Below are 15,543 nucleotides of genomic sequence, written 5' to 3'. Positions count from 1 at the left end.
ACCGCCCCCACCGTTCCCACCGCTCCCGGGGCCGAGGCATCCGGGTCCGTGCTGCACCCCGGGGCTCCCGGCACCCCCCTGGTGTCGGCGCGTCCCGCGCCCACGGCCACCGCGCCCGGCGCCACCCCCGGCGGAGCCACCGCGCCCACGGCGGCGGAGCCCCCGCCCCGCACGGCTCCCTCGGCCTCCGCGCCCCGCTACGGAGCCCTCGCGCGACCCGCCGCCGGGCCGACGGGCACTCCGTCCCCGGGAGGCGGCGGTCAACGGCCCCGTACGGCGGCGCGTCCCGTCGTCGTCGCGCGGGCGGTGCGCGGAGGCGTTCCCGCCCCGCGCGCCCTCGCGTCGCCGGCCCTGTCGCTGCTCGCCGCCCGGCCGCTGACCCTCAACACCCGGCCCGTGGAAGGGGCGGTGCCCGCCGCCGCACCGCGTCCGTCCGGCCGTCCGGTGGTGGCGGCGCGCTGGCCGGGCGCGTTTGATCCCGTGGGCCGGGCGGCGTCCGCGCACGGCCCGGTCGGCTCGGGCCCCGGACCCGGCACGGTCCCGCCGCCCTCCGCCCACGGCATCGTGCCGCGCCCGCCGGCCGTGAGCGCGCCGGGCCCGCGGAGTGCGGCCGCGCCGCGCCCCGGCACGGGTACGCCGCCGCCCGCGGCGACGCTCCCGCCCGTGCAGCGGGCCGCCGCCCCGGGGCACCACCGGGCGCACGGCCCGGCCCCCGGCGCGGTCCCCGTCGTCCGGCCCGCGGCCCCGGCGGCGCCGCCCCCGGCACCGGCGCGGACGCTGCCGGTCGGTGTGGCCCAGGCGTCCCCGCCCCCGGCACCCGTCCGGCCCGTCCCCGCTCGGCCCCCGGCACCCGCCCGGCCCCCGGCACCGGCCGGGGCGGCGGCGCGGACGCCCGTGCAGCGGGACGTCACCGGCGTACCGGCCAGGGCGGCCCCCGCGCCCCCTCCGGCCCCCGCCCCCGCTCCGGCCCCCGCGCCGCCGCACGGCTCCGCCGGGGCCGGTCCGGACTCGCCGCAGGACCCCGGTCTCGACCTGGACGACCTGGCGCGTCGTCTGCTCGATCCGGTGGCCCGCCTGCTCCGGACCGAACTGCGGCGCGGCCGGGACCGCACGGGCCGCCCGCACGACGGCCGCCGCTGACGGCGCCGCCGACACCGACGGGCGCACGGGCCCGGCCCCCCGGGGCCCGGCACCGCACGACCGCGACACGCTCGGCAGCCCGACCGCGACACGCTCGGCAGCCCGACCGCGACACGCACGACCGCCCGACCGCGACACCGCAGGGCGGCAGCACCGCACGGAACGGCAGCGCAGGACGACCAACGGCACGGCGACGGCGCCGCGCGACGGGGAACGGAGAACGGGGAACGGCCCATGACGGACAGCATCTTCGCGACGAGCGTGTTCTTCCGGCTCGCGATCGGCGGCAATGACCTGGGCGCCTTCCACACCTGCTCCGGCATGGGAGCCGAGGTCGAGATGGAGAGCTATGCCGAGGGCGGCAACAACGGGTTCACCTGGCAGCTCCCCGGCCGGGTGACGTGGTCCAACATCACGCTCACCCGGCCGGTCACCGCCGACACCGCGAAGATCGGCCGCTGGCTGGACGAGACGCTGCGGCGGGTGGAGCCCAAGGACGGCGAGATCGTGGCGCTCCGCCCGGACCTGACGCGGATCATCGGCTGGCAGGTGTTCGGGATCGTCCCGGTGCGCTGGCAGGGGCCGTCCTTCGACCCCGCCGACTCCAGGGCGGCGGTGGAGACGCTGGAGATCGCCCACGAGGGCCTCCGCCCCTCCTGACCGGCGCCGCCGCGCGCCCCGGCGCCCGTGCCGACCGCCTCCCCGGAACCTCCGACCCGATCCGACCCGATCCGACCCGACCGAAAGGAGTCCCCGCCATGTCCCCAGCGGTCCGCGCCAGCCGGGCCCGGGCTCAGCTCACCCTTCAGGAGCCCCCCGCCTCGGTCGGCGCGAAGCCCGGCGGGACCATCGCGCGGCTGGACCTCCAGTTCAACCCCTCCACCCTCCAACTGCGCAAGACCACCGAGTGGCGCCGCTCCCCGTCCCGGATGGCGGGCCAGTCGGCGCTGCCCGAGTTCGTCGGCAGCGGTCCGCGCGAGCTGAGCCTGGAGGTGTTCCTCGACGCCACCGCCACCCACGACGACGCCGTGGAGCAGGCGGTGGAGAAGCTGATGAAGGCGTGTGTGCCGACCCCGGCCAGCCTGGGCCGCAAGAAGCCGGCCAGCCCGTGGGTGCGGTTCGAGTGGGGCACCGCCCGGACCACCGCCTTCGACGGGGTGCTCTCCAGCCTCTCGGTCACCTACACCCTGTTCGACGTGGACGGGAAGCCGCTGCGGGCCACCTGCGCGCTGTCCATCGAGGAGGCCAGCGTCGACCCGCGCGGCCAGAACCCCACCTCCGGCGCGCGCACCGCCCGCAGCACGCACACCGTGGTGGCCGGCGACAGCCTGGCGCTGCTGGCCTGGCGGGAGTACGGCGACGCGACGGTCTGGCGGGTGATCGCGGAGGCCAACGGAATCGACGACCCGATGGCGCTCGTGCCCGGCACCGAACTGGTGGTGCCGGCGCTGCGGGACGAAGCGGGCGAGGAGGAACGGTGAGCGGGACGGAGACGACGGGCGGGCGGTCGTTCGCGGCGGACCCGGTCGTGGAGGCGCCCGGTGAACTGCCCCCGGTCTGGGCGGCGCAGCTCGTGCACTGCGTGGTGGACGAGAACGTGGGCCTGCCCGACGCGGCGGTGCTCACCTTCCGCGATCCCGACCACGAGTTCCTGCGGGCGACCGGGGTCACCATCGGCGTCCCGCTGCGGGTCTCCGTGGTGACGGCGTCCGGCCAGGGGCGGGAGCGGCTGTTCAGCGGCGAGGTGACGGCCCTGGAGCTGGACCGGGACCGCACGGGCTCCTTCACGGTGGTGCGCGCCCTGTCCAAGGCGCACCGCCTCCAGCGCGGCCGCAAGGTGGTGGCCTTCCGGAACATGACGGCGGCGGCCATCGTCCGCAAGGTAGCGGCCGGGGCCGGGCTGTCCTGCGGCAAGGTGCAGGCCGCTCCGGTCACCTACCGGCAGCTCTCGCAGGCCAACGTCTCCGACTGGGACTTTCTCCAGCACCTCGCGGGGGAGAGCGGCGCCCAGGTGCGCGTGGACGACCAGGGGGTGCTCCAGTTCACCCGGCCGCGCCCGGCCTCGGGGGCGCCCGCGCCGTCCACGCCGGCGAACCGGGATCCGATGGTGCTGGAGTACGGGCGGAACCTGCTGGCGCTGCGGGCCTCGCTGTCGGCGTCGGACGGCGCCTCGCAGGTGGAGGTGCGCGGCTGGGACGTCACCACCAAGCGGCCGCTGGTCTCCCGGCAGCGCTCGGTGGACAGCGAGACGGCGGTGCCGGGGCTGGGCCCGGCGGTGTCCGCCCGGTTCGGCGCGGCGGCGAAGATGACGGTGGCCGACACCCCGTACGGCACGCAGGCCGAGACCGCCGCGGTCGCGGACGCGGTGGCCGCCCGGGTCAGCGCGGGCTTCGCCGAACTGGAGGCCGTGGTGGAGGGCAACCCGCGGCTGCGGGCGGGGGAACCGGTCGCGCTCGGCAACGTCGGGCAGGCGTTCTCCGGCCGCTACACGACGACGGCGGTGCAGCACGTCCTGGAGCCGCACGGCGGCTACCGCACGACGGTCTGGGTCAGTGCCAGCCCGGACCGCTCGCTGACGGGACTGGTCGGCGGTGCCGCGGCCGGGCCGGACCGGGGGCCCCGGATGCCGGGCCTGGCGATCGGCGTGGTGACCGACGTCCGCGAACCCGGCCGCACCGAGCGCGGCGCGGTGCGGCTGCGGTTCCCGTGGCTCGACGACACGTACACCACGGACTGGGTGCGCACCGTGCAGTGGGGCGGCAAGGGCGGCGGGGGCGTGGTCAGCCCGGAGGTCAACGACGAGGTCCTGGTCGGCTTCGAACAGGGGCTCCTGGACAGCCCGTACGTCATCGGCGGGCTCTACAACGGCGTCGACGGGCCCTCCCCGCACGACGTGCCGCTGGTCGACTCCACCAGCGGCAGGATCAACCGCCGCTCCGTGGTGTCCCGTTCGGGCCACCGGGTGGAGCTGCTGGACGCCCCCGCGCCGGGGCCGTCCGGGCTGCGGCTGATGACCGGCGACGAACGCCTCGAGGTGCGCCTGGACGACCGGCGGGACCGGATCGAGCTGACGGTGTACGCCGGGCGGGGCCGGGCGCTGACCTCGGTCCTGCTCGACAAGGACGGCATCACGCTGGACGCGGGGCGCGGCGGGGTGACCGTGCGGGGCGCCCGGGTGGACCTCGACGCCACCGGCGCGGTCACGGTCGGCGGCCGGTCGGTGAAGGTCTCCGGCACGTCGGACGTCACCGTGGACGGCGGCCTGCTGGGCGTCCTCAAGGCCCGCCTCGTCCGGATCAACTGAGGCGGCCCCGTGCCCGTGCCCGCCGCCCCCGCGCCCGTCGCCCCCGTGTTCACCTTGCCCGCGTCCACGGCCTCCGCGCCCGCCGTGTCCGAGCCCGCCGTACCCGGCCCGGAGCCCGCCGTTCCCGTCGCTCCCCCTCCGCCGTCCGCGCGCGGCGGCACCGGTGGCGCGTGGGCCGGGCGCCTTCTCCCCGTCCCGCCGGTTCCGGGGCGGACCGCGCCGCCGGGCCCGGCCGCGACCGCGACCGTGTCCTCGATCCGTGACCGTGCTCCGGACCCCCGGGTCCGGGACCTCCCGCTAGGAGTGCCGCATGCCAGCCGCAGCCCGTACCGGTGACCCCACCAGTCACGGCGGTCTGATCACCACCCCGCCGCCCGGTGCCGCCGCGGCCGTGGCGACGGTGCTGATCGGCGGTCTGCCCGCCGCCGTCGTGGGCAGCCTGCACGTCTGCCCGCTCCCCCCGCACGCCGCCCTCGGCCCCGCCGACGTGGTGCTGCCCTCCCCGGCCGCCGCCGTCGGGGGCGCGGTGCTCGTGGGCGGGCTCCCGGCCGCGCGGGCCGGTGACCGCACCGCCTGCGGGGCCACCATCCTGACCGGCGCCCAGAGTGTGCGGATCGGGGGCCTGTGATGAGCGAGCGGTTCGTCGGCCGCGGCTGGGCCTTCCCGCTGCGCGTCGGCCCGACCGGCGGCATCGCGCTGGTCGAACGGGACCGGGAGATCGAGGAGGCCATCCGCCTCGTCCTCGGCACCGCGCCCGGCGAGCGCCCCATGCGCCCCGACTTCGGCTGCGGCATCCACGACTACGTCTTCGCGCCGGGCGACGGCGCCACCGCCGGACGCGTCGCCCGCCAGGTGCGCTCCGCGCTGGAGCGGTGGGAACCGCGCATCGCCGTGGACGACGTGGTGGTCGCCTTCGACGCCGTCGAGGCCGGCACCCTCTACATCGACGTCCACTACACCGTGCGCTCCACCAACGACCCCCGCAACCTTGTCTTCCCCTTCTACACGATCCCCTCCGAGGGCACCGGGGAACGGGGCGCCGGCTGATGGCCCTCCCCTCCCCCAACCTGGACGACCGCCGCTTCCAGCAACTCGTCGACGAGGCCAAGCGGTATGTGCAGCAGCGCGCCCCGGAGTGGACCGACCACAACGTCTCCGACCCGGGCGTCACCCTGATCGAGACCTTCGCCCACCTCGTCGACCAGCTCCTCTACCGGCTGAACCGGGTCCCGGACAAGAACTACACCGCCTTCCTCGACCTGCTCGGCATCCGCCTGTTCCCCCCGGCCGCCGCCGGGGCCGAGATCGACTTCTGGCTCTCGGCGCCCCAGCCCGACACCGTGGTGCTGCCGCCGGGCACCGAGGTCACCACCGCGGGCGGCGAGAGCGACGACGCCGTCGTCTTCGCCACCACCGGCGAACTGCGCATCGTGCCCAGCGAACTGGTCCGGCTGGTGACCGCGCCCCGCTCCGGCGAGCAGACCGACCGGACCGGACTGCTCGACGAGGGCCGCGACGTGCGGTGCTTCCAGGCCGCCCCGGAGCCCGGCGACGCCCTGCTGTTCGGCCTGCCGGTGGCGGTGCCGCGCTGCGTCGTCGCCGTCCGCCTGGACAGCCGCGTCGAGGGCGTCGGCGTCGACCCGCGCCAGCCCCCGCTGGTGTGGGAGGCGTGGGACGGCGGCGGCTGGCGGGCCTGCGAGACCGGCACCGACACCACCGGCGGCCTCAACCGGCCCGGCGAGATCATCGTCCACGTGCCCGCCGGGCACACCGCGTCGGTGATCGGCGGCGCCCGGGCGGGCTGGCTGCGCTGCCGGGTCACCGAGCCCGAACCGGGCCAGCCCTTCTACTCCGAGTCCCCGACGGTCCGGGAGGCCGCCGTGTTCACCGTCGGCGGCACCATGTCCGCCGAGCACGCCGAGACCGTCACCGACGTGCCGCTCGGCACCTCGGAGGGGGTCGCCGGGCAGACGTTCCGGCTCGACCGGCCGCCCGTGCTGCTGGACGGCGAACCGCCGCTGGTCGAGGTCTCCTCGGCCGACGGCTGGGAACGCTGGGAGGTGGTGGAGCACTTCGGCCGCTCCGCCCCCGGCGACCGGCACGTCCGCGTCGACGCCACCACCGGCGAGTTCGCCTTCCCGCCGGTGCTGCGCGAACCGGACGGCACCCTGCGCCACCTGGGCGCCGTCCCCGCCAAGGGCGCCCGGATCCGCGTCGCCCGCTACCGCACCGGCGGCGGCCCGGCCGGCAACGTGGCCCGGGGCGCCGTCTCCGTGCTGCGCAGCTCCGTCCCGTACATCGCCCGGGTCACCAACCGGGAGGCCGCGCGCGGGGGCGTCGCCGGGGAGACCGTCGCCAACGCCAAGCTGCGGGCGCCGGACGCGCTGCGCATGCAGGAGCGGGCGGTGACCGCCGAGGACCACGAGACCATCGCCCGCCAGGCCGCGCCCTCGGTGCGCCGGGTGCGCTGCCTCCCGGCGGGCGGCGCGGGCGCGGTGCGGGTGCTGGTGGTGCCGGACGCGGCGCCCGACGAGGGCGACCGGCTCCGCTTCGAGCAGCTCATCCCCTCCGAGCAGGTGCTCCGCGCGATCACCGGGAGCCTCGACGAACGGCGGCTGATCGGCACCCGGCTCGTCGTGGAGCCGCCGGTCTACCAGGGTGTCACCGTGGTGGCCCGGCTGGTGGCCGCGCCCGGCGACACCGACCGGGTGCGCGAGGCCGCGCTCGGCGCGCTCTTCGCCCACCTCGACCCGCTGCGCGGCGGCCCCGACGGCACCGGCTGGCCGTTCGGGCGCCCCGTGCAGTACGGGGAGGTCTTCGGGGTGCTCCAGCGCGCGGCGGGCAACGCCCTGGTGGAGGACGTCCGGCTGTTCCCCGCCGACCCCGTCACCGGCCGGCGCGGCGCCCCCGTCGACCGGATCGACCTGGGCGCGGGCGCCCTGGTTTTCTCCTACCAGCACCAGGTCGTGGTCACCGCCGCCGCCGGACCGGAGGAGCGGGGATGAGCCGCGCCGCCGTGCCGGGGCTGCCGAGCCGCCACCCCATCGGCGAGGCGCTGCCCGCCCTGTACGCCGAGGACGGCCTGGCGCAGCGGTTCACCGCCGGGCTGGACACGGTCCTCGCCCCGGTCTTCGCGACCCTCGACAACCTGCCCGCCTACCTCGACCCGCGTCTCGCCCCGGCCGACTTCCTGGTCTGGCTGGCGTCCTGGGTGGGCGCCGACGACGATCCCGGCCGCCCCCTGGCGGTGCGCCGGGAGGCGGTCGGCCGCGCGGTGGAACTGCACCGGTGGCGCGGCACCCGGCGCGGACTGGTCGAGGCGCTGCGGCTCTCCCTCGGCGTGGACGCCGACGTCACCGGGGACGGGGGCGCGCTCTGGTCGGGCACGGCGGGCGCGGAGCCGCCGCCCGAGCCGGACGCGCCGCCGCTGGTCCGGGTCTGGCCGGGCCCGGGTACCGCGCCGGGGACCGCGGTGGACGCCGACCGCGTCCACCGGATCGTCCGGGCGATGTGCCCGGTGCACACCGACTGCCGGGTGGAGATCCTTTCCGGGCCGCCCGCCGACGAAGGGAGGTGACGCCATGCGCGCCTGTCCCGCGTGCGGGGCGTCCAACGGCCCCGGGGACGACTTCTGCGGCAACTGCGGCGCGTACCTGGGCTGGTCGGACAGCCCGCCGCCGCGCCACGGGGGGCCGGAGCCGTCGGCGCCGGACGCCGGGCCCGGCAGGGGCGCGCCGCCGGGCGGGTCTGCGGACGGTGCGGTGGGCGCACCGGTACCCGCGCCGGACCGGGCGCCGGGCACGGGGGAGGGCGGCCCCTCGGGTACGGGGGAGGGCGGCCCGCCGGGTGCGGACGCGGGCGCGGGTGGACTGCCGGGCCGGGGCGGGAGGAACGGGCCGTCGGCGTCCGGCCCGGCGCCGACGGCGGCCCCGGCCGGGCGGCCGGGTACGACTCCCGCCGCGCCTGCGGCTTCGCCCGCCGTGCCCGCGGCTTCGCCGGACGGGGCGGCGGGGGCGGCGGGTCCCGGCCGGGGTTCGGGTGGGCATCCCGACGCGGGTCAGGACACGATGCCGGGGCCGGACGCGGGGCCGGACGCGGGGCCGGGCGCGGACGCCGGGCCGGGGCGGGACGAGGACGTGGCCCCGGGGCCCCACGGGGTGCGCGGTCCGTCCGCCTGGCCGCCTGCTGGTCCGGCCGCCGGGGCCTCCGCCCTCGCGGTCCCCGATCCGATTTCGGTTCCCGCCCCTGAACCGGCCCCGGGGCCGGGGGAGTCCACCGGGGAGTCCCAGGAGGCGCCTCCGGTCCGGTCCCCCGGTCCGTCCTCAGGTCCGGTGACCGCTCCGGGCGGTCCCGCGTCCCTTCCCGGTGCCGCCTCCGGTACCGGTGCGGCCGTCGCGGGCGGCGCTCCGCCGGGGGCCGTCCCCGGGACCCGGCCGGGGCCCGCGCCGGTTCCGGACGGGAACGGCGACCGCACGGGGAGCGCCACCGGTGACGGGGACGCGGGCGGCACCGGCGAGGAGGACGGGGACGCGAGCGGGACCGGTGGCGGGGACGGGGACGCCGTGCCCCCGTCCCGTATCCCCCGGCCGTCCACCGCGCCGCCGTCCACCCCGCAGTCCACCCCGCCGTCCCGCGGCGCGTCGCTGCGCGCCCGGCTGGCGGGGCGGGTCCGCCACCGGGGCGGCTCCGGACACCCCGGCAACGGCCCCGGCTCGGGCTCCGACCATCCCCGCCCCGCCTCGGGCGACTTGGGCTCCGCCACCGGCCACCCCGCCGCCGACCCCGGACGTCCCGAGCCCCGCCCCGGGCGCACGGACCCCGGCCTCGGGACCCGGGCCGCCGGCACGGGCCCGGACGCCGCCCCCGCGCCCACCGCCTCCCCACCCCCCGCGCGCCGCCCCGCCCCGGAGGCGCCCTCCGTCCCGCGGAGCGGTTCCGTCCCCGGGACGGCGGGCGCCCCGGACAGTCCCGGCCCCCGTTCCCCGTCCGCCCCCGCGCCGTCGCCGCCGTCCGCGCCCGCGCGGTCCGCGCCGGAGCCCGTGATGCCGGTGCGGCCGGCGAAGCCCGTGGCGGCCCGGCCGACCGTGCGCCCCGTGCCCGTACCGGACGAGGTGACCGGGCCGCCGTGCCCCTCCTGCGGGACGCCCAACCCGGTGGGCCGCCGGTTCTGCCGCCGCTGCGCGACCCCGCTGAACCAGGCCGCGAAGCCCGCCCCGCTGCCCTGGTGGCGGACCGTGTGGCCGTTCCGCCGCCGGGTGCGGGCGAGTTCGGGCCGGGGGGTGCGGCTGCTGGTGGTCCTGGCCCTCGTCGCGGGCCTCGCCGTGGCCGGTGTGCTGCTGGTCCCGGCCGGACGCGCGCTGTACGAGGACGTGCGGGACAAGACGAGCAAGCCCAGGGCCATCACCCCCGTGTCCGTCGAGGCCAGCGAGGAGCTGCCCGGGTACCCGGCGGCCAACACCATGGACGGGCTGAGCAACCGCTACTGGGGGGTGTCCGGGCCGGGCGCGGAGGTGACGTACACCTTCGGCAAGCCGTTCCGGCTGTTCGAGCTGTCCGTCTTCAACGGCCCCTCCAAGAAGGCGCAGGAGTACGCGCGCCAGGGACGGGCGCTGGAGCTGAAGCTGGAGATCACCCGGGGCGACGGGGGGACGGAACACCGGCGGATCACCCTCAGCGACAAGCCGGGCGCGCAGTACTTCCCCATGGGGATCAGCGACGTGCGGACGGTGCGCCTGGTCCTGGGCTCGCCCGTCGGCCTGGGCGGCGGCCGGCATCTGGCGCTGGCGGAGGTGGAGTTCTTCGAACGCGGCTGACGGGGCGGCCCCCGCGCCGGGTGCCGCCCGCCCTCCCCGTCGCCCCGGCTCCCGTCCGCCCCGTCCGTCCCCGACCGCGGCGTGGGCCGCCGGGAACCCCGCTCCGGGCCGGGCCCCGGCGGATTTCGCGCCACGGGGGGCGGTGCGGGCGCGCGGGGCTGAATAAGCTCTGCTGTCATGTCGAACCCTGATGAGCTGCTCGTCGCCATCTCCGCCGCGGTGGAGTCCGGACGAAGCAATCAGATGTCACTGACCGTGGTCGTCGGCGGGGCCGTCATCACCGGTCGGCTCGCCCCGGAGGCCGTGTGGCGGAAGCGGGTGGCGGAGGTCCTCAAGGACTCGGACCACCTCGGGCCCTTCTCCGACGTCTTCGAACAGGGCCCGGACGAGGCAGGCCCCGGCCGCCCCCGCACCCCCGCACACCTGCACTTCCACCTCGCCCGCATCCTCCAGGGCAGCGTCGGCATCCCGGAGACGGGCGGCATGTACCGGGTCGCGATCGAGGACGTCAGCGCCTGGACCGTGGGCGACCTCCGCTACTTCGACCAGTGAGACCCCCGCCCCCGCCGGACGGTCCCTCCGGCGGGGGCGGAAGCGGGCGCGGAGCGCCGCACGGCCGCTCCGCGCCGAGCCCTGCCCCGCGCCGTCCGCGCCGTGCCGCCGCCGGGCACGGCCGCTCAGCGCTCGGGGGCCGGGGCCAGGGAGAGGACGGGGGCCGGGGCGAAGGACAGGGACGGGGCCGGGGCGCCGTAGGAGAGGCCCGGCCGGGGCACGGTACCGGAGCCGGGCGTCACGGGCTGCCCGGCGGGCGGCTCCGGGCCGGAGGACCACGATCCGTAGGGGTCCTGCGACCCGTAGGGGTCCCGCGGGACGTAGGGGGACGGCCGGTAGACCGGCGGGCCGGTCCCGGACGGGTCGTCCGCGCCGACCAGGGAGACCGCCCAGACCACCCCCACCGCGGCCAGGGCGCACATGGTGATCCTGGCGACCGTCCGCTGCCGTCCCAGCTCCTCGACGACCGGGTTCGGCGCGGCCGGGGCCCGCCGCGGGCCCTTCCGGCCGCCCGGTGCCACCGCCAGGCCCACCGGCGCCCCGACGTCCACCCCGATCCCCGCCAGTTCGCGCCGCAGCGCGCCCGCTCCCGCGCGGTCCCGGACCGCGCCCCGGACCAGGTCCTCCAGGCGGCCCCGGGGGAGGAGCGGGGAGTCCAGCAGGGGGCCCTGGGCCCAGCCGAGGACCCAGCGCCCCCGCCCGGCGCCGGTCAGGGCCTGCCCGGCCAGGGCGTACAGCGTCTCGGCGAGGCGGCCCCCGGGCCGGGCCCCGCCGGGGAGCTGACGCGCCAGCCTGTTCCGCTCCCCCCGTTCCAGCAGGCCGAGGACGGTTCCGAGGGTGGGCTCCGGGAGGCCCCCGCGCCCGCCGACCCCGCCGACCTCACCGGTCCCGCCGTTCCCGTCGGCCCCGCCCATCCCGTTGACCGGCCCGGTCCCGGCGGTCCCCCCGGTCGGTCCCGCCGACCCGGCCTCCCCGGCGCGGGCCGCCGCCTCCAGCAGCAGCCGGGCGCGTCCGACGGCCAGCGCCTCGGCGGCGACGCCGCCCCACGCCGCCAGCGGCAGCGTGGTTCCGGGACCGCCCGCCCTCCTCAGCAGCTCGCGCTGCACCCGCAGCGCCGGTCCGGGGCCGGTGAGCAGCGGCCCCGGCACGACGGCCGGCCGGGCCGGGCCGGGCGGCCGGGACTCGATCAGCGCCAGCCGCCGGGCCAGCGGCGGATGGGAGTCCAGCGGCGACCGCTCCGGTTCCGCCGGCCGCGCGCGCAGTTGGGCCGCCTGCTGCCGGATCAGGGGGTGGTCCAGCATCGCGCCGAACGCCTCGAACACGTTCTCGGGGGCGTATCCGAGGCGCTGCACCGGCCGCAGGTACTCCTCGACGAACCCGGTCCACAGGACGCCGAGCGCGTACACGGAGCGCAGCGCCCCGGCGGTCGCCGCCGCTCCGGCCTCCGCGACCGCCCCGGCGTCCGCCTCCAGCTCCTGGCGCCGCCGCACGGCGAGCGACAGCCGCAGGTAGACCCAGGCGTAGGCGCCGATCACCGCCTGGAAGAAGCGGGCGTAGCCGATCCGCGACTGGTCCGCGCGGGCGGTCATCCGCAGCCGGAACAGCGTGGAGCGCAGCGACGCCGCGCCCCGGTGGGTGACCGCGCCGAAACGGGTGTGGCGGCCCGCGTAGTGGCCCAGTTCGTGGCAGAGCACCGCCCGCAGCTCCAGCGGTTCCAGCCGCAGCAGGGGCACCCCGAGGTACAGGGTGCGCCGCCCGACGGCGAAGCCGAGCATCCGCGCCTCCTCCGACACGGACGCGTTGGCCTCGGGCGTCAGGTAGATCCGGCTGGGCGGCCGGGTCCGCAGCCGTCCGGCCAGCTCCTCGGTGAGCGCCCACAGCGCGGGCGCCTCGGCGCGGCGCAGCGGGACGGCGCCGGGCGGATGGTCCTCGGCGCGGCTCACCGTGGCGATCCCGTGGACGAGGGCGAGGACCGCCGGGAGGCTGCCGCCGACCACGAGAGCCCAGGAGCTGGACCGCGCCGGTGCCTCGACGATCAGCCACAGCGCTCCCACGACCAGTGCCGTGTCGGCCGCGAGCAGTCCGAACGCCACCACGTAGAACCCGGCGAGCAGTCCCACCGCGAGCAGCCCGCGCCACCAGCCCACGACGGCGGTCACGACCCCTCCGGCAGCCGCCGGGCCAGCGCCGCCCGCGCCCGCCGGGTCCGCTCCGGGTCGGCGAGCAGGGCGGCGCGCAGCCAGTCCTCGGTGCCGCGCAGGGCCGCGGTGACCGGGTCGTCGTCCGGCGGGCCGGACAGGGGACGCAGCCGGCCCGGGGCGAGGGGCTCGGGGGCGCCGAGGAACGCGTCGCGGCCGGGGCCGGCCTCGTCGGCGGTCACGTCCAGTGCCTCCCTCAGCGTGCCGCGGGCCTTGGACACGTTGGCGGCGACGCCGCCCCGGGTCATGCGCAGGGCCTCGGCGATCTCCGCCTGGGACCAGCCGTGCAGGCAGTACAGGACCATGGTGATCCGCTGCCGGGGCGGCAGGGCGGCGAGCAGCCGCAGCACCTCGCGGGCCTCCGCGCTCTGCTCCGGGCCCGCGAGGACCGGCACCGGCAGGTCCGGCAGCCGCTCCCGGCCCCGGCGCCGCTTGCGGGCGGTCTTCCACAGCCGCTGGACGGCGGCCCGGTACACCCACGCCTCGGGCAGCTCGTAGCCGCCGACCCGCTCCCAGACCCGGTAGGCCTCGACGAAGGACTCCTGGAGCGCGTCCTCGGCGTCCTCGCGGCTGCCGGACAGCATGATCAGCCGGGCCAGCAGGCCGCCGTGCGAGGCGGCGAAGAACGTCTCGAAGTCCCGCGGCCGCACGGCCGGCCCGGCGGTCACCGGGACTCCGTCCCGGGACCGGCCGTCCGCGCGGTCACCGTGCCGCCGCCGTCGGCGCGGGTGACCTCGACGACGGCGCCGGGGCCCGCCGCCCGCACCAGGGTCGCCAGCGCGTGCGCCCGGGCCCGCTCCCGCACCGGCCAGCTCCACAGCGCCGCCAGCGCGTACACCAGCCGGGCGCCCACGACCACCACGGCCACCACCACAGGCTCGACCATTTCCGTGTCCCTCCTCGGGCTCACCACATTGACACCCGGATACAGCCATGGACAGCCAAGTGGTTTACCTCTGCCCGGAATTGATACCGGCCTGGCCGTGCCCGGCCCCCGGAGGCGGGGCGTCCGCCCGGCGCCGCCGGGGGCGCCGGGAGAGCGGGGACCGGACGGCCGGGGCGCGGTGCGCGCCCTCCCGCGCGCCGGGCGTCCGCTCCCCGGTCCGGCCGGTCCCGCGCGGTCCGCCCCACGCGTCCGGGGGTGCGGGGCAAGGGAGTTGCAAGGGCCGTGCAAGGAATCCGGCGCGGCCCGGGGGCAGTCCTGCTGCTGTCCGTTGTACGCCGACACGAGCGATGGGGGATCGCGTGTCCGTCCGAACGACGAAATCCGCACTGATCGAGCAGGGCCACTGGCTGACCGTGCGGGACTGCAAGCGGGTCCTGGTGGTCGTGCACACGGTGACCTTCGCCCAACGGCTGCGGGAGGTCTTCGAGTTGCTGGAGACCGACCTGCGCGTCCAACTGGTCTTCACGGTCGCCCCGCACGCCTTCGGGGGCGGCACCACCGAGTATCTGAGGAGCCTGGGCATCATCACGGTGCCCTGGGAGGAGGCCCTGCGGGCCGAGTTCGACCTCGCCCTCGCGGCGGGCTCGCGCGGGGTGCACGAGCTGCGGGCGCCGGTCGTCCGCATCTCGCACGGGGCGGGGCAGATCAAGCTGCTCACCGACGTCGGCACGCTCTCCCCGGGGGAGCGGCGGGTGCCGGGCATGCTCAGCCGCCAGCACCTCCTGCACGAGGGGCGGCTGGTCCCGGCCGCGATCGTCTACGCCCACGACCGGGACCTGGAGGAACTGGCCCTGTCCTGCCCGGAGGCGCTGCCGGTGGCCCATGTGCTGGGCGACCCCTGCGTCGACCGGATCGTCGCCGGGCGTCCGGCCCGCGAGGAGTACCGCCGTGCCCTGGGCATCGAGGACGGGCAGCGGCTCGTGGCCGTCACGTCCACCTGGGGTCCGGCGTCCACGTTCGGCCGGCTCGACTCCCTGCTGCCGCAATTGCTCGGCGGGCTGCCCGGCGATGGCTACCGGGTGGCGATGCTGCTGCACCCCAACGTCTTCGCCGGGCACGGCGTCCGCCAGGTGCACGGCTGGCTGTCCGCCTGCCGGGAGAGGGGGATCGCGGTCGTCCCGCCGGAGGCCGACTGGCAGTCCGTGCTGATCGCGGCCGACTGGATCATCGGCGACCACGGCTCGCTGACCGCGTACGGGACGCTCACGGGCGCGGCCGTGCTGCTGACGGCCGGGCCGCGCCGGGAGGTGTCCGACCGCTCCCCGGCCGCCCTGCTCTCCGCCGCGGCCCCGGTGCTCTCCCCGGCGCGTCCGCTGGCCGAGCAACTGGAGTACGCGGCACGGCTGCACCGCCCCGGGGGCTACGACCACGTCGCGGCCTCGCTGTCGTCGGTGCCGGGCCAGTTCCACCGGCGGATGCGGTCCGTCCTCTACCGCCTGCTGGGCCTGGGCGAGCCCGCCCATCCGTCGCCCGTCGCCCCGCCCCCGCCGCCGCCCGCCCTGGCGCGGTGGCAGCGCGCGGCGGGTGCCGGGAGCACCCGGTGACCCCCCGCACGGCGCCCCCGGGCCCGTCTGCGGCGTGGACCACGGT

The 15,543-nt window shown here is 78.1% G+C and carries 14 protein-coding genes; 11 read left to right on the top strand and 3 right to left on the bottom strand.

What is annotated here, in order from left to right:
* The first annotated feature begins 894 nt into the window (after nt 1–894).
* From GTY84_RS32935 to GTY84_RS11095, 10 genes are all read left to right on the top strand, one after another.
* Nucleotides 895–1,140 carry a hypothetical protein gene (locus GTY84_RS32935; RefSeq protein ID WP_202550864.1) on the top strand — a complete coding sequence of 82 codons (246 nt, stop codon included), beginning with the start codon at nt 895–897 and terminating at the stop codon, nt 1,138–1,140.
* 234 nt (nt 1,141–1,374) lie between these two features.
* A complete protein-coding gene (locus GTY84_RS11135) occupies nt 1,375–1,800 on the top strand; it encodes a phage tail protein (RefSeq protein WP_161226008.1) in 426 nt (141 codons plus the stop codon).
* 98 nt (nt 1,801–1,898) lie between these two features.
* On the top strand, nt 1,899–2,621 hold the full coding sequence (locus tag GTY84_RS11130; protein ID WP_161226007.1) for a LysM peptidoglycan-binding domain-containing protein: 723 nt from the start codon (nt 1,899–1,901) through the stop codon (nt 2,619–2,621).
* Nucleotides 2,618–4,444 carry a VgrG-related protein gene (locus GTY84_RS11125; RefSeq protein WP_161226006.1) on the top strand — a complete coding sequence of 609 codons (1,827 nt, stop codon included), beginning with the start codon at nt 2,618–2,620 and terminating at the stop codon, nt 4,442–4,444. The genes GTY84_RS11130 and GTY84_RS11125 overlap by 4 nt, the downstream gene beginning before the upstream one ends.
* A gap of 310 nt (nt 4,445–4,754) precedes the next feature.
* Nucleotides 4,755–5,072: a PAAR domain-containing protein gene (locus GTY84_RS11120; RefSeq protein WP_161226005.1), complete on the top strand. Its 318-nt coding sequence runs from the start codon at nt 4,755–4,757 to the stop codon at nt 5,070–5,072.
* Complete coding sequence (locus GTY84_RS11115; RefSeq protein WP_161226004.1) at nt 5,072–5,491, top strand: GPW/gp25 family protein; 420 nt, start codon at nt 5,072–5,074, stop codon at nt 5,489–5,491. Before GTY84_RS11120 ends, GTY84_RS11115 begins: the two co-directional genes overlap by 1 nt.
* A complete protein-coding gene (locus GTY84_RS11110) occupies nt 5,491–7,449 on the top strand; it encodes a putative baseplate assembly protein (RefSeq protein ID WP_161226003.1) in 1,959 nt (652 codons plus the stop codon). Before GTY84_RS11115 ends, GTY84_RS11110 begins: the two co-directional genes overlap by 1 nt.
* The gene (locus tag GTY84_RS11105; RefSeq protein WP_161226002.1) at nt 7,446–8,021 is read left to right on the top strand and encodes a phage tail protein; all 576 of its coding nucleotides are present in this window, start codon (nt 7,446–7,448) and stop codon (nt 8,019–8,021) included. Before GTY84_RS11110 ends, GTY84_RS11105 begins: the two co-directional genes overlap by 4 nt.
* Before the next feature lie 1,516 nt (nt 8,022–9,537).
* Nucleotides 9,538–10,257 carry a zinc ribbon domain-containing protein gene (locus tag GTY84_RS11100; protein WP_345943401.1) on the top strand — a complete coding sequence of 240 codons (720 nt, stop codon included), beginning with the start codon at nt 9,538–9,540 and terminating at the stop codon, nt 10,255–10,257.
* A gap of 177 nt (nt 10,258–10,434) precedes the next feature.
* Nucleotides 10,435–10,809 (top strand): hypothetical protein, encoded by a 375-nt coding sequence (locus GTY84_RS11095; RefSeq protein WP_161226000.1) that lies wholly within the window; start codon nt 10,435–10,437, stop codon nt 10,807–10,809.
* 125 nt (nt 10,810–10,934) lie between these two features.
* Here GTY84_RS11095 and GTY84_RS33665 read toward each other — a convergent pair whose 3' ends face one another.
* The 3 genes from GTY84_RS33665 to GTY84_RS32925 are packed head-to-tail and all read right to left on the bottom strand — an operon-like array spanning nt 10,935 to nt 13,893.
* Complete coding sequence (locus GTY84_RS33665) at nt 10,935–12,968, bottom strand: M48 family metallopeptidase (protein ID WP_345943400.1); 2,034 nt, start codon at nt 12,966–12,968, stop codon at nt 10,935–10,937.
* The gene (locus GTY84_RS32930) at nt 12,965–13,675 is read right to left on the bottom strand and encodes a sigma-70 family RNA polymerase sigma factor (RefSeq protein WP_345943399.1); all 711 of its coding nucleotides are present in this window, start codon (nt 13,673–13,675) and stop codon (nt 12,965–12,967) included. Before GTY84_RS32930 ends, GTY84_RS33665 begins: the two co-directional genes overlap by 4 nt.
* Nucleotides 13,672–13,893 (bottom strand): hypothetical protein, encoded by a 222-nt coding sequence (locus GTY84_RS32925; protein WP_202550863.1) that lies wholly within the window; start codon nt 13,891–13,893, stop codon nt 13,672–13,674. The genes GTY84_RS32930 and GTY84_RS32925 overlap by 4 nt, the downstream gene beginning before the upstream one ends.
* Nucleotides 13,894–14,240: 347 nt before the next feature.
* Between GTY84_RS32925 and GTY84_RS11080 the strand changes: the two genes are divergently transcribed.
* Nucleotides 14,241–15,497: a hypothetical protein gene (locus GTY84_RS11080; RefSeq protein WP_202550862.1), complete on the top strand. Its 1,257-nt coding sequence runs from the start codon at nt 14,241–14,243 to the stop codon at nt 15,495–15,497.
* Nucleotides 15,498–15,543 lie beyond the last annotated feature (46 nt).

Origin of the sequence: Streptomyces sp. SID8352 (assembly GCF_009862265.1) — a bacterium.
Classification (GTDB): domain Bacteria; phylum Actinomycetota; class Actinomycetes; order Streptomycetales; family Streptomycetaceae; genus Streptomyces.
Note: the sequence above shows the minus strand (reverse complement) of the source record. Positions and strands in the feature narration are given on the sequence as shown.